Source organism: Candidatus Mancarchaeum acidiphilum (assembly GCF_002214165.1).
Taxonomy (GTDB): Archaea; Micrarchaeota; Micrarchaeia; order Micrarchaeales; family Micrarchaeaceae; genus Mancarchaeum; species Mancarchaeum acidiphilum.
Genome location: NZ_CP019964.1, coordinates 868137 through 891229, shown reverse-complemented (window position 1 = coordinate 891229; position 23093 = coordinate 868137). Strand labels below are relative to the sequence as shown.

Sequence of the window (23093 nt, the reverse complement as noted above, 5' to 3'; positions counted from 1 at the left end):
TATATGAGTGAAAATATTGAAGTTCCTATAGAGAATGAGATGCAGAAGAGCTACATCGACTATGCAATGAGTGTAATAGTAGGAAGGGCCCTTCCGGATGCCAGGGATGGGTTAAAGCCTGCCCAGCGCAGGATACTGTATGCAATGTATCAGATAAACAACCTGCATGACCAACCTACTAAAAAAAGTGCAAGGATCGTAGGAGAAGTGATAGGAAAGTACCACCCGCACGGAGACGCCGCGGCATACGAGACGCTTGTCAGGATGGCACAGAATTTCTCAATGAACTACATGCTGGTTGAGGGTCAGGGAAATATGGGGTCAATAGATGGAGACCCGCCAGCAGCACAGCGTTATACAGAAGTAAGGCTGAGGAGAATTGCAGAAGACATGCTTGAGGATCTTGATAAAGACGCGGTTCCATTCGTGCCAAATTTTGACAATACCGAAAGAGAGCCTGTCGTGCTTCCTTCCAAGCTGCCAAACCTTCTTATAAATGGCTCATCAGGTATAGCAGTGGGCGTAGCGACAAACATACTCCCACATAATCTGGGAGAAGTATCGGATGCCATAATAGAATACATAAACAACAAAGATGCAACTTCAGAAGATTTGCTAAAGTTCATAAAAGGGCCCGATTTCCCCACCGGCGGAATAGTTTTTGATACCGAAGACCTAAGAAGGTCGTATCTTACAGGAAGGGGAACTGTCACCATAAGGGCTCGCTACCATATAGAGAACATAGGCAAGAGGAACGTGATTATAGTCACAGAGATACCTTATACTGTCAACAAAGCAACACTGATACAGAAGATAGGGGAATTGGTAAAGGATAAAATAATAACTTCAATATCTGCGCTCAGAGATGAAAGCGACAAGAAAGGAATACGCATATATATAGAGGTAAAGAATGATGTGGATCCCGAATTCGTGATGAACCTGCTATACAAGCATACGCAATTGCAGATTTCACTTCCTGTAATGAATATTGCAGTAATGGGAAACAGGCTGCTGACACTTAACATCAGAAATTTCATAAAGATATTTGTGGAGCATAGGATTTCTGTAGTAAGAAACAGGACCGCACACGACTTGAAGGTGGCTGAGGATAGGCTTCACATTGTAAAGGGCCTACTTATCGCAATAAGCGATATCGATTCAATAATAAACACAATAAAATCAAGTTCGGACACAAAGGCAGCAAGGGAAGCTATAATGTCCAATTTCAACCTCTCTGAAAAGCAGTCAAATGCTATATTAGATATGAAATTGAGCAAGCTTACCAATCTTGAAAAGACATCCCTTGAGGCAGAAGACAAGACACTTACGGGCAATATTGAATATTACAACAAAGTGCTATCTGATGAAAACGAAGTTTATTCAATCATTAAAGAGGAGACAGAAAGCGTAAAGAGCAGATACTCCAAGGAAAGGGCAACTTCCATAGAGCCAAATGTTAACTATGCAAACATAACCAACGAAGATCTGATAAAAGACGAAGAAAACTTGGTACTTCTCACAAAGCAGGGCTACTTGAAGAGGGTGAGCGCAAGTGAATACCGCACCCAGAGAAGGGGCGGAAAAGGAGTAAGGAGCATAGACCTTAAGGAGGGCGATTTTGTAAAGCGCAGCATAAACTGCATGTCCAAGGATTACCTGCTGTTCATAACCAGCTTAGGCAAGGTGCACTGGCTGAAAGCTTACGGAATTCCGGAAACCGGCAGATATTCGTCAGGAAAGGCAGCGGTTAACCTGGTCAATCTGGGCGAAAACGAGCAGATTGTCGAAATAATAAATACAAGAACCTTCGAGGGGAAGTTTATAATATTCATAACGGAAAAGGGGATCATAAAGAAGACCAAGTCCGAGCTTTTCTCTCATCCAAGGTCAAAAGGAATACGGGCACTGGCATTGAGGGACGGAGACAGCTTGGTTGATGTAGTGCTGTCGACAGGAGACTCTAACATCTTGATAATCACCAAGAAGGGCTTGGCGGTAAGGTTCAAAGAATCCGGATTTAGGCCTTTAGGCAGGAACGCGAGCGGTGTAATAGGAATAAGGTTGAGAGAAGGCGATTCTGTGAGGAATGTGATAACCGCTTCCGACTCAGACCTTGTATTCACCTTTACAGAGCACGGTTACGGGAAAGCCACTGTGATAAGTGAATACCGCCTGCAAAGGAGAGGCGGTGTAGGGGTCCGCAACCTAAAGGTGACGCAAAAGACCGGCGATGTAGTCATTGCGCTGTGCACCAGCTTGGACAGCCAGTTCATGCTTACCAGCATGAAAGGTGTTGCCATACAAGTAGAGGCAAAAGGCATAAGGAAAACAGGCAGGAACGCGAGCGGTGTAAGGGTGATGAAGATAGAGAAAGATGACAGCCTTGCAACTGCAATGGCAATTGAGGGCAAGGAGGATACTGGCGAGATACAGCCGAATCCTTGATAACTCTCGTATTATGCATATATAATCAAAATCCGATAAACAATACGCAAATTTTCTAATCCTGCATTGCTGGCTATCTTATATGCAAATTAATGCCAATAAGAATAATGCAGCTAGTTTAAGCCCTATTTAAAACGGCAAAGTGGACTAGGATTAGTCTGTTATGCCTCCAGGAGTAACTCTTATAATACATTCCCCATCCGGCATGTCCGGGGAGTCAACAAGCCTGACAATCCTTTTATCCTCCTTGCTTTTCCTAATGTAAAGTCTTGTCGTAGCTGCATGAGCTATCACATTGCCTCCTATAGGTGTAGTAGGGTCTCCAAAAAGTATTCCAGGATTGTCCATCACCTGGTTGGTAATGTATATTGCTGCATTGTACTTGTCCGCAAGCAATTGAAGCTTGTGTATGTGCGAGTTAAGCTTCTGCTGGCGTTCACCTAAAGCGCCTCTGCCTATGAATTCGGCCCTGAACAACGCTGTGACAGAGTCAACTATGATTAACTTTATGTTCTTTTCCACTATAAGCTTGTCGGCACGTTCAACCGTAAGAATCTGTTGGTCCGTGGTCGTGGCCCTGACAACCATGATGTTCTCCAAAGCTTTTTCCGGATCCATGCCCTTGCTTGTTGCCATAGACTCTATCCTCTCAGGCCTGAATGTTCCTTCAGTGTCTATAAACAGTACATTGCCTTCTATCCCGCCCTGTTCCTTTGGGAGCTGGGCATTTACAGATAGCTGGAATCCAATCTGTGTTTTCCCCGATGCAAACTTTCCATATATCTCCGTGATTGCCTTCGTCTCTATTCCTCCTCCTATAAGCTCATCCAAGTTCTTTGAGCTAGTCGATATTTTTCCAAGTTCCCTTCTAAAGCTGTCTACCTCGTTGCCCGTAGAATAATTTATAGTGGTAGCTTCCTGTGCCGCTGCAATGGCCTTCTTGGCAGCTTCGGGGCTTATGCCTATCAGGTCTGCCAGGTCATGCGGGGCATATACAGCTATCTTGTCCAACGAATCTATTCCTGCATTCCTAAGCTTCTCTGCAGTTGCCTCGCCAATACCTGGCAAATCATCAATTTCTCTTACGACTTTATCTTTTACCATGAAAACATCCTGACGGCAAACCGTTTTACAGTACTATTGGACAAACAAAATATATAATAGTTTAGTGAATTGAAAATTAAGATCATCAAACAAGAAATAGGTCAGCATGTTTTACCATGCTGACAAGGCGACCAGTTCTATGACCTTCCACAGTATAGAACTAGATATACTTTCAAGTTTAATATTTAAATGGTTTTCTATACCAAGATATTTAAATTTATAAAAGAAATGGAAAACTAGTAGCATTACAAATTTTGAATTTTATGAATGTACTTCTATCTGTTTTGCGATTATTGAACTAAGAATATCTAAAGTGGAGTGAATGAAGCTTAATTTTCTGACATTAACACCAAAAGCAACCGTTATTGGGTTAATTATGGGCTTGCTAATCGTATTTTTAGGGAGAGGGCTGGGACTATTCTTCTTCTTTATGATGCTATGGTTTTTGGTCCTGTCCGCGATAGTCAGTTTCATTGGAAAAAAGTACAAGCTCAAAAGGAAGCTTTTTGAGGACACTCGTGGTATAAAGAACGTTATTGCAAACGGCCTCTGGCCATTCCTGCTGGTTCTCGCCTACTACTTCCTAAGCTCAAACCAGTTTTTAAAATATGCGCTGATATTTGCATTTATAGGGAGCGTTGCGGCGATAACAGCCGATAAATTCGGCAGCGAGATAGGGGTTTTGGATGGGGAGCCGATAATGCTTCTTACATTAAAGCGCGTCAAGAAAGGCACTTCCGGCGCAGTGACATGGCTTGGGATATCCGCAGGCATTTTGGCCGCATTTCTGCAAAGTCTTGTAATGCTCCCCTGGATAGGCTATTTTGGCTCCGCAGGAATAAGCATGCTATGGCTGTTTGTTGCAGCAATACTGGGCGGGCTTGCAGGTACATTATTCGATTCAATACTAGGTTATTTTGAAGAAAATGGGAAAGGCAACAAATATACCTCCAATTTCTTTGCAAGCGTCTTCGGAAGCATAATAGCACTGACAATATTCCTGCTTTTGTTCTAATTTTCACTGAAATCCTTAAATACAAGAAAATACCAATTGGCTTATACCGGTGCATTTTATGGTTGGTGAGTCTGCTAAAAAAATATTGAAGGAAGGAGAAGCGACATTTGAAGTAAACAGATCGGGCATACGACAAAAAATCAGGTTCACAGTAAAAAAAATAAAACAGGGGAATTTGGAGTATACAGAACTGTTCTCGGAAAAACTAATAGGGTTTGCAGAGCTTCAGAGGATATCAGAAGAAGCTGGACTTCCAGTGCAAAGCCAAACGGCAAGGGCATTCCCGAAAGGGATGGGAATAAAGGATTTTCTTAACCTATAAAAAGGAAAACCATCAAACGGACTCTATTCCTATCTCATAATCCAGTCTGTCCGATATTACAGCATCCCCATCGTATACATATATTGTAAAGTTAATCTTGTGGATTCCTGGTTTAAGGTCGTCCATCGTAAATATCTTGAAATCCTTGCCCTTTACTGTCTTAGGCTCCAATATCCCTACCCTGAACCTGCCCTTATCAAGCTCCTGGTCATAAGTCAACGACAGCGGGGAATTCAAGTTGACATCAAATTCATACCAGCAGTATTTGTCAGAATTATTGGAAAGCTTAACTGTAGCCAATATCTCGTTCTTTTGCAGACTCTTCAATTTTCCAGGTGAAAATGCAATCTTTATATCTTTCTTTTCCAACCAATCACCAGTATATCGTATACGAAATGACTTTATCAACCTATTATCATTGTTTTTAAATTTATATGTATCGAAAATAAATTGCCGGCTCCTGTGCAACTTTAAATAACACTTTTATCAACGGTACCATAACCAAAGGTATTTTATATTTTAAGGGAGCAATTAAATTTATACCTTTTGAAAACAGGAAAAATAAAAGCAAGTCTTAGGTAGCCATTTTTTAATTATAAAATAGTAAAATAAAAGAGAAAGTTACGCGCTAACAGCAAACAGAAGCATAGAGGTGTTTATTTGGGTCTCAACGAATCAAAGCTTATAGAAAGTGAAATCATACTAAGAAATCTTAGGCTAACCTCAGAAGTGCTCGAGACCCGCAGGTCCATGGTAAGATGGCTTGCGATATCACTAGGAATAATAAATCCAGGAGAATCAAGGCTGAACGCAATTTATGTATTTGATGCAATACTATACTTTCAGTTCAATGAGAAATCAGACCCATCAGTAAACGACCTGTCGGAATACATAAGCAAAAACTGGAGCGCAATCAATGAAAAGACCCTCAGATACCACCTTCTGCAGTTCAGCAATTTAGGCCTTATAAGCCATTCAAAAGGAAAATACTTTTTGGTTCTTCCAGAAGACGCTAAAAAATATGATGAGTCAGAATGGCTGGGCAATTTAATAGATTTTAAGATAAACCCGATAAAGGAGAAGGTGCTTACAGTAATAAGTGAGCTAAAAAAAAGGTGATAATTTGTCAGATTCAAAATCTAAAAATAAAGATAAAAAAACCAACGAAGGTCAAAAAAGCTCAATTGCGATATGGCTTTATGCAATTGCTATCATAATAGCGGTTGCAATAATCTATGTATCATATTCATTTACACAAGCAGGATCGTATTCGGTTAAAGTTGAATTCTCACCAGTCAATTATCATGCCAATACAACCATGTATCCATTCAATACCCTAAGCGCCAAGCTCACTGTAATCAACATAGGCACAAGCAAGCTAAGCAAGCTTCCAATGCTGGTATACGTCAATGGAAATAAACTCCATTCATATGTAATAACCCTGCCGCCGAAATCCGAAGTAAACCTTTCAATAAGCTACACATTCAACAATAGCGGCAATTACACATTCGAAGCTGTAGCGGATCCTGCCAACCTACTAAACTTAAAGAACAGGGATCTGTCACATCAATCATTTGCGGTTCCTGTCGCAGTCCCAGAAAAGCCAGACCTATACGTATCAATACCAAATCTGAATATAACATCTACAAAGGAGTTTACACTTTATCCAAAAGGCATAGCATTCTCCTCAATTGAGGCCTTAAATTATAACATATCTTACTTCAAGAACTTGTTTGGGCCCGCTTATCCTGCGGTCGGCAATTCAATAACAGACCTAGCGCTTCTTGTACACATAATGAATGGCGTATACGCAAATTACAGCAGCGGAGCAAGGATATCAAGCTTGTGGATGAATGGAAATATAACTGCCCAATACTTAAATACACTATTGCGCAAAAACACCCTTTCATATTCGGCATTTAACCTATCTGGTACCGATGGAGTTTACTTCAAGTACAGCAACTTCACAAGCATATGTACCTCACAGAACAATGGTTGGGTAAAGGTATTATCTGTATACAACGCATCCGGTAACTACACGTGCAGGAATATTATATCAAGCAATTACACCCCTAAAGAAGCAAGCGTGTTGGAAGCATCCTTGAACAGCAGCAAGGCACTCATGAATTACTCAAGCGGTTTCCTTTACACAAATTCGACTTACACCGGTTTTTCAACATCTATAAATTCAAATTCAATATCCCAGATGAATCTGTTCGAAAACCCTTATGGGAATTTTGCCTCAAATATCTCCAAATACAACGTTTCTTTAAAGGATTCAAATATGACATGCAAGGGCCAGATATCAAGCAATTCCTCAGAGAACCTAGAACTGTGCTCTTACTTGATAAGCCCAGTATACCAAGCATCTGCATTTGCCAATTACAGCATGGCAGAGTCCAATGAAGTAGGCAATAGGTATATGCTTTCAATGTATTCATTTACATATACCAATTATTCGAGCAGCATAGTGCCAAATGCTGCCCACCTGATAGCAGCACTTAAGGTAAACCAATCAGTTTATCCATGGAAACCATCAGCCCAAAGCAGCTGCCAGTTATCCAATAGCACTTTAAGCTGCAGGTTTGATTCATACAATCAATCAACAAGCAAGGCAAACTTCACAATCAAGAACAATGGGGATTCCCCTGTGAAAATAACAAGTGCTGCGTGCTTTATGCCTGGCCTGGAGAAGCACTATAAAGAGGATACAACAATAAATGCAACCAAAGAAGGCAGCATAAGCGTGGAATGCAGCAGCGTATTGGTCCCGCTTGATGTTGCATACGATAATTACAACCTGACTCTAAATTACACGGAAAACGGAAAGCCCTACACTATTTCAGGCACAGCAAAAATAGCAGTACCCTACGTTGTTTGAACCATATCATTCTATTCCTTTTATTTTTATCCTGGTTCCTATCGCCCTTGTGCATATTCAGTTATTCTATTTTCTGATGAATGCCCTTTTCATCATCGTTTTAATGCTGTCCATATCGCCATGCTTGCTTAAAAACGAGTCGAATCCAAGCTTTTTAAGCAGATACAAGGCCCTGTCAATTGAACGGTTGTCCAAATTGGAATAATAACTTTGCAATCTCCTATGCATGTTTAGATCAAGGCCGTAGAGCTTTCTCCAGCTCCTTTCGTAATCAGATAAAGGCCTGCCATTCTTGAAGGCATTCACTATCGATTGCAGGGCTACATCAGCGCACGAAAGCCCGAATATCAATCCCCCTCCCGTGGTAGCTTTCGTCTGCCCTGCCGCATCCCCGACAAGCAGTACATTTCCTTTCACTGTCACCCTCCTCGCCCCTATAGGTATTACGCTTGCATACTCCGAACTGGCTTTTCTTGAATCTACAATGGCGTGGATATTGCTGTTTTTTACGAATTTTTCGAATGCCTGCTTGCTGTTGCCCTTTGTTTTTTCGCTTACCCCAAGCCCAAGCTCAATCCTGTCATTTGAATAAGGTATCAACCATCCGAACAGCCCTTTCGAGATTGCATTATCAAAAAACAACCTCACTATACTGCTTTCAGGATAATTTACATTCTCATAGACCGCCTTGTAGGTCAGCAGGAATTCCTTTATAGGGGTAAAGCCAAAAGCTTTAGCAACTGACGATGCGGGCCCATCCGCCCCAACTATTACCGTTTTTCCATCATCCAAGCTATTCAATTCCGCCTCATCCAACCTCTTGCCCAAAACTATATTCGCCCCCGCCCTCTTTGCATTTGCATAAGCCTCCTTTATTAGCAATTTCCTGTCAAGCACATAGGCTTGCGGCTTTTCCGAAACAACCTTCATCTGCTGCCTGCTTGAGTAAATAACAGCCCCGTCCAGCACATTTTTTAGTGCTCCCGAATAATCTATGCCAAGCCTGTTTACTCCAGATACAGAAAGCACCCCAGATGCCCTGTCCGCAAGATAAGACACATCCCTTTTGCCTTCATACAAAGTTACATATATATCGCTTCCAGCCAGCTTCTCCGCTAATCTCAGACCTGCCATCCCTCCGCCTATTATAGCAACATTGTCATAGGAGCCCAACTGAAAACACCTTTAAATTTTACCACTTCTCCTAAATCACTTCCCGCAATTATAATGAATAACAAATTCAAAATATAAATTAGTAGACCTTACAATTTGGTATAAAACTCCCCCTAAATAAACAGATTAAAACAAAAAAGGTATAAATAGGATTAAGTTTATAAAATATATGTGGTTTCATGGTCAAAGCTAAAAATCCCAAAAAAGTTTCAAAATCCAAGCCCGTTGCAAAAGAGAGTGTAAAGGAGCGCGGGAATTCTTCATTAGACAATCCGAAGATCAATATACAGAATATAGTTGTAAGTGCAGATCTGCATGCGACTATAGACCTTTACAGCCTGTCAAAGGACGTGAAGGCGGTAGATTACGAGCCTGAGCAGTTTCCTGGTGCTATATTCAGGGTTCCGGAATCGAAGGCGATAATACTGTTCAAGAATGGCAAGATGATATGCACAGGCTCCAAGACAGAAAAAGAGGTAAAGGAAGTCCTTGATTATGTCTCAAAAGTCGTATCCAAATTTGTCGTCTCATTGAACTGATTTCATTTTTCGTTTTTGGCTTTGTAGAGCAGTTTGTCGAATTCCTTGAAGAAATTGTTCCACGAATAATATTTTTTGACTCTTTCCCTACCTTTTTTACCCATAATCTCAACCAGCTGCGGCTCTTCTGCCAGCTTCTGCATTTTCTCTGCCATGTCAAGCTCATTGTTTATTAGAAATCCCGTCTTGTTGTTTATTACAGTCTCCTTCGGTCCCCCTTCATTTACGACTATTACAGGCTTGCCGCTTGCAGCAGCCTCAAGAGGCACCAATCCATAATCTTCATTTATAGGCGGGTACAATATCGCGGTCGCCTTGCTGTACAAGTCTACCAGGTCCTTGTCATTAACATCAGTAAGTATGCTTACCCCCCCTACGCTCTTTGCCATGTTCGAAATTTTGGAATAATACTCTTGGTAAAATGGGTCGTCAGATACCTGGCCGCTTATTATCAGCCTGTAATTGAGCCCCTTGTTCTGGCTTTTGAATATCTTGAAAGCCCTTATCGCGTAGTCCTGCCTCTTGTTCGGTGATATACGCGAGGGATAGAAGAAGTACCTGTCGTTTCCTTCGTTCTTGTACTCCTTGTAGTCAATGCCCCCATTCAGTACCACTGCGTCATTCCTTCCATAATACTTCTTTATCCTATTGTTTGTATTTTCAGAATTAGCCACTATGTACTTTATCTTGCTTACCATCCTTTTGTCTATGAACCTGATCCTGGGAACTATCACACTGTACAGGCTCCTCTTCGCAAAAGGCCTTAACGATTGCCTATAATAATAAAGATCGTAAAGATCCCTGAGGGGTGTATGGCAGTACCACAGCACCCTGCTGTTTTTATGCCTGATCCAATGGCTTGGAGCTATATGGGGATTCAGCACATCGTAATCGTCCCTGACCCTATAATTGTAAAATGAGAGCCCATAATTAAGCCCCTGTGCTGCCCTTCCATATCCAAGAAACTTATAAAAGCCTCTGCCACCTATCACTTTAATATCTAAATCATTGAACTCTTCGAAAGTGGCATCCTTCCTATATTCCGCAGTATATATCGTTGCATTGTAATGCTCGGCTATCTTGAGGACAACTCTCTCCGCGCCCCCTCTAACTGTCAGATTTGCCTGTGCCATTGCAAGTTTTATCCTCATGCTATCAGGAGGTTATAGGTTTATTGGCTTTTTCTTGTCCCCTTCAAATACCTCATCCAGGTCCAAGTTGCTGAGCTCATCTACCTTTTTCTCTATGTTCTCATCACTGTATTCGGTGAATTCAACACCGCTTATAACTACCATAACCTTAAGGGACTCCTTTGCCATGTCCTTGTCTATCCTAGCCCCCCATTTTATGAGTGCATCGGTATTTATCATGCTCGAAACTTCTTGGAATATGCTCTCAGCCTCCCTGAGTGTAAGGCTTTCTCCTCCCACCACATTTATAAGTGCCTTCTTTGCTGTTCCTAAGTCCACATCAAGCAGAGGGCTTTTTACAGCATTTTCAAGAGCAACCAATGCCCTGTTCTTCTTCCTGTCTGTCTGCTGGCTTGACTCCCCTGAGCTTATAACTGCGTATCCGGAAGATTTCAGCACCATCTTGAGGTCTGCAAAATCTATGTTGACCATCCCAGGTTTGGTAATCATCTCCACGATGCCTTTTGCTGCATTTGCCAGAACTTCATCAGATACCTTGAATGCCATATTAAGTGGCAGGTCGGGCGCAATGCTGAGGAGCTTGTCATTATGTATTATTATTGTTGTGTCAGCGGTCTTTTTCAGCTTAGCCAAACCCTCAAGAGCATTCTTCATCCTTGTCTTCCCTTCACTTGAAAATGGCAGTGTCACTATTGCAATCGTAAGAGCTCCAAGCTCTTTGGCCTCCCTTGCTATGGTGTCTATGGATCCAGTCCCTGTTCCACCTCCAAGGCCGCATGTGACAAACACCATATTTGCATCAGCAAGCATATGCTTGATCTCCTCCTTGCTCTCCTTTGCGGCTTCTTCTCCAACGGTAAAATCGCTTCCCGCACCAAGACCTTTTGTAACTTTTTTGCCCAAAAGAAGCTTCCTCTCCGCCCTGACCTTTATCAAATGCGGTGCATCGGTATTCATTGCCATCAATGTTGCGCCTTCCACACCCAAATCGTAAAGCCTGTCTATCGTATTGCTGCCGCTTCCTCCCGTACCGACGATATATATTTTAGGTTTTGAGCTCTCTATAAACTTTAAAATATCCTCATCATCTACACTTGTGAACTCTCCCATGATAATTACCTTAGTCGCCTTATGGTTATAATTGCTTAAAAAATATTAAAAAACTATGTCAGGCAAAATAACAAAAGCAGAATTCATAATTAATCAAGATTCACGATTAAAATTATAGTTAAATATAAATAATTTGAATTGCTTAAATTTAATAGATTGATAATATGCATATGAAGGAGCAATCCGCTATAGAGATGATTACAACTTATTCGTGGGCCATCTTGATAATAGCGATTGTCATAGCGATTATACTGATTTTAATAGGGTTCAAGCCCCCATCAGATTATCTTCAATCGGAATGCAATATTGACCCATTGTTACCTTGTGTCGACACATTGCTTGTCTATAACTCCACAGGACCAATGGAATATACAATAATCTTCAAGAACGATCTTGGGAGGTCTATAAATATATCATCTAACGGATTCAATTTGACAACAACAAATATAGGCAGGTCTACTGGCACAAACAATTACCTAGGCAATTGCACTCCAGAATACGTCACCAGTGGTGGGGAAGTAATGTGCAGGGTTAATATAACAGGTCCAGTAAAGGCAGCAGTAGGAACAAGCACAACAACACCTTTTAATTTTGAATACAAAATATGTTCAAGCTCCAGCAAGTGTGGAGATACAGTGTATAAAACAACAGGTTACTCGACGCAGATTGTTGCGCCAACTGGAATATCCTTCTTAGAGCTGAACTTTCAGACCTATCCAAATATAGGAAGTATAAGTGTGAACGGTGTCCCGTATGCGAGTGGCACAACACAATTTTTCATAAAAGGCGAATATTCACTCTTCGCATCTCCTCCAAGCGGATACGTATTCTATTCAAGCAATCCTGGATGGAAAAGCTCCCCTTCCTCGTTAAAAATAGGGAACCCTTATAACCAATCAACCAATTTGACAATAGAAAATAGTGGTACAATATATGCCTATTATACGTTGCCTTCTAATATACCGCCACCACCACCTAAAGATGAAAGGTATTTGAATATGTCTACCTTTCCATCGACTGCAGCAAAAACATTAACGCCAGGGGCGGGCCATGATCTGGAGAATTACAAATCTTCGTTGACAATATCAGAAGTCAACAATACGGGTTATAAGTTCGAGAACTGGACAGGGCACGGTACAATAAACTATACAGGAACAAGCACTTCAGGCACCGTGCAGATGTATACAGATATAGATGAGCAGGCAAACTACGATGTCTATCTAACAGAACTTGCTTCCCCTTCAACTGCGGATTCTTCGCTCTCACCCGGCAGCGGCTGGTATGTTCCAGGTTCTTACATAACATTGTCAGAAGTCAACAACACAGGCTATAAGTTCGAGAACTGGACTGGCTACGAGGATAGCACGTTATCAAAATTGCAAATGCAGGTTCCCGGCCAGCCATTCACCGAGCAGGCAAACTACGACGTATACTTGAACGAACTCTCATATCCTCCTTCAGGTGTCAAGGCAGGTACATTGCTTCAAGGCAGCGGCTGGTATGACCCTACATCATCAATAAATATCTCAGAGCAAACAAATTCAGGATTCCAGTTTATAAACTGGACCGGATACGAGAAGAGCACCAGCGCTTCATTCACCATGACAGTGCCATCGGTCCCATTCACCGAGCAGGCAAATTACTACAGCTGTCTGATAGAGGTTTCAAATCCAACTGGAGGTGCGAAATCGTTGCTTCCAGGTAGCGGCTGTACATATACCGATGGCGATACCATTACCATATCTGAGACAAACAACACTGGATACGAGTTTATAAACTGGACCGGATACGAGAAGAGCACCAGCGCTTCATTCCAATTGGTTGTTCCAGGTAAAGGGTTCAACGAAACGGCAAACTACGATGTCTATCTAACAGAACTTGCTTCCCCTTCAACTGCGGATTATTCGCTCTCACCAGGCAGTGGTTGGTATCTTCCAAATTCTTCAATCACATTGTCAGAAGTCAACAACACGGGCTATAAGTTCGAGAACTGGACCGGCTACGAGAAAAATTCCTCTTCATCATTCACCATGACAGTGCCATCGGTCCCATTCACCGAGCAGGCAAACTACGATGTATACTTGAACGAATTATCATCCCCTGAAGGTGGTGCACTATCATTGCTTCCAGGTAGCGGCTGGTATGACCCTACATCATCAATAACCTTGTCCGAATCTCCAAACTCTGGATACGAGTTTATAAACTGGACCGGATACGAGAAGAGCACCAGCGCTTCATTCACCATGACAGTGCCATCGGTCCCATTCACAGAAACTGCCCTCTATTATATTTACTTGAAAGTATATGTAAACCCTGTAGGAGATGGGACTGCTTCTGATGCCGGCAACTTAACAACCAATAACGAGTCCAATGCATATCCTTATGGCACTACGGTAAACATTAATGCCAATGCTTATACCAAATATGGATTTTCAGACTGGGCAGGTGTCGGCACTGGAAGTTATACAGGAGAGACAAACAAGACTTCCGTTATTATTGAATCCCCTATAATAGAAACTGCAAACTTTTACACGTTGCAATCCTGCAACAACTATATATTGTCAACATCAGACTATCCAACAACTGTTCATGGAGAATGCTATTGGACGGGAGGCGATCTATCTCTATATACTGGAGGAGGAGATTCAGATTATTCACATGTTTACGTGAACGGGAGCAACGGCGCGAATTACTTAGAAGAGAGTGGAACAAGTACCTATCTGCAGTATAATACAATGAATTCACTTCCTTTGCAAAACTACTATCTAAGCCTTACGGATGGGAGTGGTGGAGGTTCAGGGGGAAATGCCACGGCAAAGCTCAACAATACAGCGCCGTTTACCCTAAAAGTACATTCAGAGAATTCAGGAACCGCAACTGCATCTCCGGGTGGATCTACCTCTACAATAGCAACTTACTATGAGCCCGATGGCGATTCAATCCCGATATCAGAAGTTGAAAATTCGGGGTATTCATTCACGGAATGGACAGGCACCGGAAGTGGAAGTTATACAGGTGCAAGCACATCAGCTAGTGTAACAATAGATTCAAATGTAACCGAAGTTGCAAACTATAATGTAATATTGACATTAAATGTAAACCCTTCAGGAGATGGAACCGCAACTGCATCACCAGGCGGCTCTACTACATCTTCAGGAGCTTATTCAGTGGCAAGCGGTGATTCAATTTCGTTATCCGAAGACAATAATACTGTTGGATATGAATTTGTGAATTGGACCTGCAGCGGCATAAACTGCTATTCTGGCACAAGCACATCTCCTTCATTTACAATAGGGGGACCGACGACAGAAACTGCAAACTTCAAGCTTATACCAGAAACCCTTACTATTGAATCATACCCATCCGTTGGAGGAAGCACAGGCCCAAGCACAGGAACCTATACTTATAATTACGGTACCCAGGTGCCTTTGTCAGAATCAAGCAATTCTGGATACGAGTTTACTAGCTGGACAGGGACAGGTTCTGCAAGTTATACAGGCACCGATCCCTCTCCAACCATAACCATGACAAGCAAGGTTACAGAGCAGGCAAACTTTGGTGTATACTTAACCACAAATACATACCCGTCTTCCGGAGGATCCGTATCACCTAACAGCGGTTATTACGCTTATGATTCACAAGTCACTATCACAGAGTCATCAAACCCTGGATATACATTCACAGGCTGGACCTGCAATGGGGATGGATGTTCTAGTGCAGATTCATCATCCATAACAGTAACTATGGGTAATCCAATAACTGAGACTGCTAATTATGGGATAGGTTTGACAATGTCTATTTCAGACTCTAATGCAGGAAGCATATCCCCAAGCTCCGGATCATACCAAGAATTGTATGGATCACAGGTCACTATCTCAGAATCCACAAATTCAGGTTATGAGTTTACAGGCTGGACCTGCAGCGGAACAAACTGCTACGGGGGCACGGATTCCTCTTACACACTTACGATGGATAATCCAATGACAGAGCAGGCAAACTTTGATGTCTGCCTTACAATGGGAGTATCAAGCGGAAGTGGCAGTGTATCACCAGGTAGCGAATGTGTGCCGTATGGAACTAATGTGGGAATATCTGCTAGCCCGTCGACTGGTTATGAGTTTACAGGCTGGACCTGCAGCGGAACAAACTGCTATGACGGCACGGATTCCTCTTACACACTTACGATGGATAATCCAATGACAGAAGATGCAAACTTCAAGCTTATACCAGAATCTTTCACTATAAGCACAAATCCGTCTGCAGGAGGAAGTATCACCAATCCAAGTGGTGGCAGTGGCACATACACGTATAGTTATGGAAGCACTGTTTCATTTTCAGAATCTCCAAGTTCCGGTTACTCATTCACAAGCTGGACTTGCACAGGCAATGATTGCTACGGGGGCACGGATTCATCAGCAACTATAACAATAACCGGCAGTGTTACAGAGACTGCCCTTTACGATGTCTGCCTTACAATGGCAATTTCCCCTTCAAGTTCTGCAGGGAGCATATCTCCTGGCGCTGGGACTTACTGTGATTACAGTACGGGGCAGGGAGTTTCAATATCGGAATCGACTGGCCTTGGATATGAGTTTACGGGTTGGTCTGGAAGCGGTACAGGGAGCTACAGCGGATCCGCTACTTCAACGACAATATATATGGACGGCCCAATAACCGAAACCGCGGATTACGAGTCAATACCTGATTGCAATGGCTACTCTTACAGCACTGGTGCTTATCAAACATCCTATACAGGAGAATGCTATTGGACAGGTGGTAATCTCAATGAGTGGGTAGCAGGAGGAAATTCAGGGGCTGCACACGGAACACTTGTTGGGCTTTCGAATGGTGATACCTATTTTGGGCAAGGAACTAATGGTAGGTGTTATACTTTCATAGGTATAGATAATCTGCCAGAACAGAATTACGAAGTAGAATTTGGGGATGGGGCAGGAGGCGGTAGCTGTGGTAATGCAGGCGTGGAATTTAATACTGTGGCACCATTGACTGTAAGTGCCAGTGGATCAGGCAGCGTGAGCCCTTCAGGCACCAACGATTACCAAGATGGCAGTAGCCCAGGGATATCCGAATCCGCCGGTTATGGCTACTATTTTGCCGGCTGGTCCTGCAGCAATATAAACGGCAGCGGCTGCTACTCAGGTTACAATAATCCTGCATATCCAACAATTAACGGCAACATACGCGAAACTGCACACTTTAACCCCAACCCTGAATCCGATTATATATATGTAAATAAGGGAACTGGCAGCGTGAGCCCTTCAGGCACAATAGGAGAAAACTATGGTTCTAATGTAAAAATATCAGCAACTCCTGGGGGGCGCTGCGGATTTTTGGATTTGTACGCCTGGCACTTTTCTGGGTGGACAGGCAGTTATTCTAGTTCTAGCAATCCATATACATTTACACAACCAGATTATGGAATCAGTGAGGGAGCAAACTTTGTATGTAATATTTGGGGATGGGGCAGGAGGCGGTAGCTGTGGTAATGCAGGCGTGGAATTTAATACTGTGGCACCATTGACTGTAAGTGCCAGTGGATCAGGCAGCGTGAGCCCTTCAGGCACCAACGATTACCAAGATGGCAGTAGCCCAGGGATATCCGAATCCGCCGGTTATGGCTACTATTTTGCCGGCTGGTCCTGCAGCAATATAAACGGCAGCGGCTGCTACTCAGGTTACAATAATCCTGCATATCCAACAATTAACGGCAACATACGCGAAACTGCACACTTTAACCCCAACCCTGAATCCGATTATATATATGTAAATAAGGGAACTGGCAGCGTGAGCCCTTCAGGCACAATAGGAGAAAACTATGGTTCTAATGTAAAAATATCAGCAACTCCTGGGGGGCGCTGCGGATTTTTGGATTTGTACGCCTGGCACTTTTCTGGGTGGACAGGCAGTTATTCTAGTTCTAGCAATCCATATACATTTACACAACCAGATTATGGAATCAGTGAGGGAGCAAACTTTGTATGTAATTAAGGCGGATCTGGCGGGAGTTCCATGCCTGAGGTATTCTCCCTCTTAGTATTTTGAACCCGCAACCACATGGTCCGAAGCCATGCGCGCTATCCAAGTTGCGCCACAGATCCTCATAACTCTTTGTTCGCTTAAGCTTAAAATAACTACTTAATCGTAAACAAAATATAATAGAACTAGAAATTCCTGAGCTTCATCTGCCTTATTGTCTTCATAGTGCTCCATTGGGTCCTCACGTATTTAGAAAGCTCTTTGTTTGACAGATTCTCCCTAAGGTTGTCTATAGCTTTGTGGTCCGATGGGTATCCTGATCCAAGGTCTATACCTAATGAACTTGAGATCTCATCCATCGCAATGTCACGCGTCACTTTTGCTATTATGCTGGCGGCAGATACTACAGGGTACTTGACATCCGCCTTGTGCTCTGCAATGATCTTTGTGTACTTTACGCCTTTCTTAGTGCTTTGCTTCGCATTCTGCACAACGGTATTCTTGTACGAGGAAGCGCTGAACCTTATGCCAAATTTCTCCGCTATCCTGTCAGGGGAATCCAAGTACACCTTTGATACGAACGTATCATCAGATACGGAATCGAAAAGCTTTGCAAAGTGCACCGCTTCAAGTTCATTCAAAGAGATATTGCTTTTCATCGCGTTGTTTATCTCTTCCGCTTCTATGCTGTCAACTTTTATATCAAAGGCAATATCCTTTATCTGGTTGTATAGCAGATCCCTCTTTTTCCTGCTCAGCATCTTCGAGTCCCTGACACCTATCCCAGAGAGCTTAATGCTTGCGGACGACTTTATCAAAACTAAGGACAAGATCAGAGGGCCTATGAGAGGGCCCCTTCCGGCCTCGTCCCCCCCTCCGATTATAATCACGCTTACATCTCTCTTCTATCTACCATTATGTAATCGTTGACAGAGTGCACAGCAGCATAGGGGACCTTTATCTTTCCGTCATCATCTGTATCCATCTTTGTCGCTACACTGCTTTCTGGATCTGGCTCAACCAGTATTGCATTTATCTTGCCTGTGACTGGACTGAAATCTGCATCTACGAACTCCCCAAGGTCAAAACCGTCAGTTGTGATAACTTTTTTGCCGACTAACTGCCTTCCTATTATAAATTTTACCATGTTTACACCTTCCTAATAATATTATCTTACAATAAGTTTAATAATATATATTATATCGGTATCACCCAATTTGCAAAAAGTAATAATTTAAATAGTTTTTCTATGTAAAAAGTCTTATCATAACCGCAGCCGATTTAAATATAACGGGCTTTCAGGTGAAATTCAAGGGCAATCATTAAGTATTTAATCTTGATATTAATATTATGAATAAACAAGGTGTATTTATGAAAGGCGATCAAACTTTAATACTGAAGGACAAACAATCACGTATACTATTATTGCTATTGAAGGACGGGCAGCGAGACTGGAGCATAGACGCCCTGTCTAAGGAATCAAATACAACATATGTCCATACATGCAATTTCGTATTGGAATGCGAAAGGCAGAACCTAGTTGTCGGAGAGAAGCATGGAAAGAACAAAATAGTAAAACTTACTGAAAAAGGAAGCAAGATAGCCGAATCCATAAGCAATATATACAACTTATTGGACTACAGAAAAGAAGAGGCATTGGATAATGGCAAGGGGCCAGAATCCAGTCTATGAACAAACCTAATTTTATAATTCATACCCTTATTATAGGGTGAAGCCCGTTCAAGCCTATCTTTGCAAGCAAAGCATCGGGATTATCATAGTAATCTTGCACTACTTGGCTTATGCTCTTTATGTCCCTTATACCCAACCTGTTAAGCTGCATCAATATCTGCATTCTTACATTTTCCTCTGCCAATATATCGGGAGGAGGTACACCTACCGCTTTTGCAAGCCTATCCCTGTATGTTACACTCGGCAATATAGGAGATGACGTATGAGACTTATAATCATATTTATAAAGGTCTGAAAGCAGTATCTTTGTCTCTATGCCTGATATCTCCGACATTTGTATTATTTTTCTTATCGGTTTGCCATTTATATAGACCTGTGAGAGTACCATAAGGGCATCTATTGTAGGTATGACACCCTGCGGCACATTCATCGGAGAATTCTCAAGCCTGTCTATGATATCCCTGGATGAGGTTGCATGTATAGTTCCGAGGCATATGTTTCCTACATTCATTGCGGTAATCATGTCATTTGCTTCCGGACCTCTTACCTCCCCTATTATCATCATGTCTGGCCTCATCCTCAAAGAATTTTTCACAAGCTCCCTCATTGGCATATCCTGGCTAGTTTCAAGGTTTACGACATTATTTGCCATGGAGGTATCAAGCTCGTACGTCTCCTCCATAGTTATGACCCTTTCATTAGGCCTTATAAACGAGAAAAGCGAATTCAGCAAGCTCGTCTTTCCTGAAGAAGGCATGCCTGCTATCAATATGTTTGCAGGCTTTACCTTTAAGCCGTCCATATAAAGCCATAACCTAGCCGCAATGCTGTAATCAAACTCTCCAAAATTTACTAGGTCAAGCACACTCAGAGTGTGCTTTTTAAAATTTCTTATTGTGATATCATATCCCCTAGGCGAGCTTATTATGTTCGCTCTGCTGCCATTCTCCATATGAACGTCTATTATGTTGCCATTCGCCTCTTCATTTGTGGAATAAAGCCTTATTTTCTTTACAAATCTCGCAAGTTCGACTTTAGTCTTGAACTTGTAATCCATGTTCACCGATCTACCTCCTGAAAAATAAGCAAAGATCCCTATTGTGTTGTTTACTGCTATATCCTCTATATCATCGTTTGTAACAAGCTCCTCTATCTTTCCTATATATGTTATGTCATCGTAGATTTTCTTTATCAATTCATCCGATATGTCCGGCTTTACAGATTTTGCAGCCCCCTCAACAAGCCCAAATTTTTCACTCTGCTTGTCTATATTAGAGAATTTACCTATAAGCATCTCAAGTATCTTGTCCTCTATTAAGGTTTCATCTGCGGTAAGCCGGTTCTCCATTGCATCCGATTTTTTATCATCATCATTTTTCAATTCAGAATCGCCTTCTTGGGCCAACTGGTCTTCTTTGCCTTTGTCCAAATTATTATTTTCATTATTGTCATTGTCCATATTCCCGCCTTAAAGTTATTTGTCCAAGCCTTAACTCGACCTCATTATACCCCGATTAAAGTGCATCTGCATACGTTAGTCATTAATCATTTGCACATCAACAAACAATCAGAAATAATAGGGATTATAAGCTTATAAATATATTTATTAAGAGAGAGCAAGAAGGTAAATAGCTATAAAATGTGAATTTCTAATAACATGTAAAATCAGGTCAAGTCATAGAATCAAGTATTATATTAGGGTCATAACTTGCTATATCTGTATATCCCTCCCCAACACCAAACATCATTATAGGTATCCCTGTTTCACGGGAAACCGAGATCGCATTTCCACCTTTTGCGTCACAGTCCAATTTCGTAAGCACAAGCCCATCTATCTTTATATGGTTGTTAAACTCCTTTATCCTGTCAGCAAGGTCGCTGCCTGCGACACTTTCAGCAACGAACAAAGTAAGGTTTGGCTTGCTTATCCTCGCAATCTTCTCCAGCTCGCTTATCAGGTTCTTATTCGTTTCCTGCCTTCCTGATGTGTCTACAAGAACGCAATCTGTTGAATGCGCCCTTGCGTATGCAATCGCATCGAAAGCTATGCTGGCAGGATCTGCACCATAACGGCCTTTTATTATTGGAACACCTACCATCTTAGCATGATAATCCAGCTGCTCTATAGCAGCTGCCCTAAACGTATCGCTTGCGGAAAGCACTACAGATCTGCCTTTCAGCTTTAGATTATAAGCAATCTTGGCTATGGTCGTTGTCTTGCCAGTGCCATTGAATCCCAGGAACATAACAGTAAAAGGTTTGACTCCCGATTCCACTTTCGCCGATATATAATCAATCATGTCAAACTTCTCCTTGCCTATTATATCTGATACAGCATTTCTTAGAGAACCCATAAGCTGCTGGTCAAGGTTATTCTTGCCAAATTCCTTCTCCCTAAGTTCACCTTCAAGCTTACTTACTATGTCTTCCGTAGTATAAAAAGATACATCAGATTGCAGCAGTATCATTCGGACCTGCTCTGTGAACGAAGAAATATCAGAATCTCTCAATTTTACCTTTTTTGAAAGCAGTGATTTTGCTTTTGTTATGCCTGATAATTTAACCTTATTCTTGTTTTCCTCAGTCTCTTTTTTTTCTTTAAGATTAGTATTGTCTTTAATTTTAGGATCGCTGTATGTTATCTCTTCGTTGATGATGCCTTCATCCACGACCACACTTTCATTCTCAGAAGGAACTTCTCCTTTGTCATATTCGTCCTTCTCCTTTGTGGAGAATGCCTTTATGGTTTCAGACAGCCTCTTTTTAAGGGAATCAAACATAATGTTCATCTATAGTTCTGTGATGCAGACTGGTATTCCAAGCGCACTATATTCTCCTCAACTTCATCCTTTGCTTTCATTATCTGGGAAATAATCCCCTGCTCTTTCTTTGCCGACATGCTTAAAAATGATTTGGCATCATCCAATCCTTTCTCAACATAATATCCTCCGCCAACATGTACAAGGATGCTACCCATGTCTCCAGCCTCAGCTTCAAAGTAAAACCCTTCACCCATTGGATATAGCACTTTATTTTTTGCAAGCTTTTCAGTTTTATTAAGCGACTCAAGAACCTGCCCAAGCTTCTCAAGCCTGCTAAGTTCCAGGTCTATTGCCTTGGAAAGCTCTTCATACCGAGATTGGTATGCCTGCCTTAAGTAATTGATTGTTTCATAATCGTAATTTCCAACGCTTTCACTGGCCACAATATCGCCGCTTAATTCTCCTTTGCATCTTTCATAGGCTTTGCAGCATCGATTACAATTTGGCCTTTATGGAGACCCTGCTTTGAGCAGAGGCTTACCATCGCGACATCTTTTGCATGTTTCTCGCTCTTTCCCTCTACGTTGATATCGAATCCAACGCTGTCCTTGCCTTTTCTTATCCTGCCTTTTACATTATACATCATTTAACCACTTATAATATGTGCATCTTTTTCTAATACGCAAGCGTTAGCCTCCTATGTTAAGAAGAGAAAGAAAACTAAACAACTGCTCTTGCTGATATATTATGAAACAATAAAATTATTATAAATTGAGTATTTATTGTTTGAATCATTTGACAAAATTAGGGGGATTTCCATCTACCTAATTTTAGGATCCTTGCATTTAAAGGTATATCAAAGTCAATGTATAAATATTAATTATTGGTAATTAACATTAGAT

General features: G+C 41.8%; 20 protein-coding genes and 1 tRNA gene. 9 read left to right on the top strand and 12 right to left on the bottom strand.

Annotated elements, in window-relative coordinates; genetic code table 11:
• The first annotated feature begins 3 nt into the window (after nt 1–3).
• A complete protein-coding gene (gene gyrA, locus Mia14_RS04655; protein WP_157891475.1) occupies nt 4–2445 on the top strand; it encodes a DNA gyrase subunit A in 2442 nt (813 codons plus the stop codon).
• 153 nt (nt 2446–2598) lie between these two features.
• Here the strand turns inward: gyrA and radA are convergent, their stop codons facing one another.
• On the bottom strand, nt 2599–3549 hold the full coding sequence (radA, locus tag Mia14_RS04650; RefSeq protein ID WP_088820523.1) for a DNA repair and recombination protein RadA: 951 nt from the start codon (nt 3547–3549) through the stop codon (nt 2599–2601).
• A 322-nt stretch (nt 3550–3871) separates the two neighbouring features.
• Here radA and Mia14_RS04645 point away from each other — a divergent pair, with 322 nt between their 5' ends.
• Complete coding sequence (locus tag Mia14_RS04645) at nt 3872–4564, top strand: DUF92 domain-containing protein (protein ID WP_088820522.1); 693 nt, start codon at nt 3872–3874, stop codon at nt 4562–4564.
• Between the two features lie 58 nt (nt 4565–4622).
• Nucleotides 4623–4886 carry a hypothetical protein gene (locus tag Mia14_RS04640; protein WP_088820521.1) on the top strand — a complete coding sequence of 88 codons (264 nt, stop codon included), beginning with the start codon at nt 4623–4625 and terminating at the stop codon, nt 4884–4886.
• A gap of 12 nt (nt 4887–4898) precedes the next feature.
• Here the strand turns inward: Mia14_RS04640 and Mia14_RS04635 are convergent, their stop codons facing one another.
• Nucleotides 4899–5255, bottom strand: coding sequence for a hypothetical protein (locus Mia14_RS04635; RefSeq protein ID WP_088820520.1), 357 nt, complete (start codon nt 5253–5255; stop codon nt 4899–4901).
• Between the two features lie 291 nt (nt 5256–5546).
• Between Mia14_RS04635 and Mia14_RS04630 the strand changes: the two genes are divergently transcribed.
• Complete coding sequence (locus tag Mia14_RS04630) at nt 5547–6005, top strand: hypothetical protein (RefSeq protein ID WP_088820519.1); 459 nt, start codon at nt 5547–5549, stop codon at nt 6003–6005.
• A 4-nt stretch (nt 6006–6009) separates the two neighbouring features.
• Entirely contained in the window at nt 6010–7767 is a 1758-nt protein-coding gene (locus Mia14_RS04625) for a CARDB domain-containing protein (RefSeq protein WP_088820518.1), read from the top strand.
• 66 nt (nt 7768–7833) lie between these two features.
• Here Mia14_RS04625 and Mia14_RS04620 read toward each other — a convergent pair whose 3' ends face one another.
• On the bottom strand, nt 7834–8940 hold the full coding sequence (locus tag Mia14_RS04620) for an FAD-dependent monooxygenase (protein WP_088820517.1): 1107 nt from the start codon (nt 8938–8940) through the stop codon (nt 7834–7836).
• A gap of 179 nt (nt 8941–9119) precedes the next feature.
• Here Mia14_RS04620 and Mia14_RS04615 point away from each other — a divergent pair, with 179 nt between their 5' ends.
• Complete coding sequence (locus Mia14_RS04615) at nt 9120–9479, top strand: TATA-box-binding protein (RefSeq protein ID WP_088820516.1); 360 nt, start codon at nt 9120–9122, stop codon at nt 9477–9479.
• A 2-nt stretch (nt 9480–9481) separates the two neighbouring features.
• On the opposite strand, the gene Mia14_RS04610 is transcribed toward Mia14_RS04615, so the two are convergent.
• Entirely contained in the window at nt 9482–10630 is a 1149-nt protein-coding gene (locus Mia14_RS04610; protein ID WP_088820515.1) for a glycosyltransferase, read from the bottom strand.
• A gap of 12 nt (nt 10631–10642) precedes the next feature.
• Nucleotides 10643–11740 (bottom strand): cell division protein FtsZ, encoded by a 1098-nt coding sequence (gene ftsZ / locus Mia14_RS04605; protein WP_088820514.1) that lies wholly within the window; start codon nt 11738–11740, stop codon nt 10643–10645.
• 164 nt (nt 11741–11904) lie between these two features.
• On the opposite strand from ftsZ, the gene Mia14_RS04600 reads away from it, so the two are divergent.
• Together Mia14_RS04600 and Mia14_RS04595 are read left to right on the top strand one after the other, a co-directional pair.
• A complete protein-coding gene (locus Mia14_RS04600; RefSeq protein WP_124216925.1) occupies nt 11905–17238 on the top strand; it encodes an InlB B-repeat-containing protein in 5334 nt (1777 codons plus the stop codon).
• Nucleotides 17201–17749 carry an InlB B-repeat-containing protein gene (locus Mia14_RS04595; RefSeq protein WP_088820512.1) on the top strand — a complete coding sequence of 183 codons (549 nt, stop codon included), beginning with the start codon at nt 17201–17203 and terminating at the stop codon, nt 17747–17749. Before Mia14_RS04600 ends, Mia14_RS04595 begins: the two co-directional genes overlap by 38 nt.
• A gap of 2 nt (nt 17750–17751) precedes the next feature.
• Here Mia14_RS04595 and Mia14_RS05170 read toward each other — a convergent pair.
• The 3 genes from Mia14_RS05170 to Mia14_RS04585 all read right to left on the bottom strand — a co-directional run bounded on the left by Mia14_RS05170 (nt 17752) and on the right by Mia14_RS04585 (nt 18884).
• Nucleotides 17752–17859: transfer RNA gene (locus tag Mia14_RS05170), tRNA-Arg, on the bottom strand.
• A gap of 63 nt (nt 17860–17922) precedes the next feature.
• Complete coding sequence (gene rnhB / locus Mia14_RS04590; protein ID WP_088820511.1) at nt 17923–18627, bottom strand: ribonuclease HII; 705 nt, start codon at nt 18625–18627, stop codon at nt 17923–17925.
• Nucleotides 18628–18629: 2 nt separating this feature from the next.
• Complete coding sequence (locus tag Mia14_RS04585) at nt 18630–18884, bottom strand: PRC-barrel domain-containing protein (RefSeq protein ID WP_088820510.1); 255 nt, start codon at nt 18882–18884, stop codon at nt 18630–18632.
• A 224-nt stretch (nt 18885–19108) separates the two neighbouring features.
• Between Mia14_RS04585 and Mia14_RS04580 the strand changes: the two genes are divergently transcribed.
• On the top strand, nt 19109–19429 hold the full coding sequence (locus Mia14_RS04580; RefSeq protein ID WP_088820509.1) for a hypothetical protein: 321 nt from the start codon (nt 19109–19111) through the stop codon (nt 19427–19429).
• 19 nt (nt 19430–19448) lie between these two features.
• Here the strand turns inward: Mia14_RS04580 and Mia14_RS04575 are convergent, their stop codons facing one another.
• The 4 genes from Mia14_RS04575 to Mia14_RS04560 form a co-directional block, all read right to left on the bottom strand.
• Complete coding sequence (locus Mia14_RS04575; RefSeq protein WP_088820508.1) at nt 19449–20888, bottom strand: ATPase, T2SS/T4P/T4SS family; 1440 nt, start codon at nt 20886–20888, stop codon at nt 19449–19451.
• Between the two features lie 211 nt (nt 20889–21099).
• Nucleotides 21100–22209: a signal recognition particle-docking protein FtsY gene (gene ftsY / locus Mia14_RS04570; protein ID WP_157891474.1), complete on the bottom strand. Its 1110-nt coding sequence runs from the start codon at nt 22207–22209 to the stop codon at nt 21100–21102.
• A gap of 5 nt (nt 22210–22214) precedes the next feature.
• The gene (pfdA, locus tag Mia14_RS04565; RefSeq protein ID WP_157891473.1) at nt 22215–22634 is read right to left on the bottom strand and encodes a prefoldin subunit alpha; all 420 of its coding nucleotides are present in this window, start codon (nt 22632–22634) and stop codon (nt 22215–22217) included.
• A gap of 11 nt (nt 22635–22645) precedes the next feature.
• Nucleotides 22646–22837 carry a hypothetical protein gene (locus tag Mia14_RS04560; protein ID WP_088820505.1) on the bottom strand — a complete coding sequence of 64 codons (192 nt, stop codon included), beginning with the start codon at nt 22835–22837 and terminating at the stop codon, nt 22646–22648.
• Nucleotides 22838–23093 lie beyond the last annotated feature (256 nt).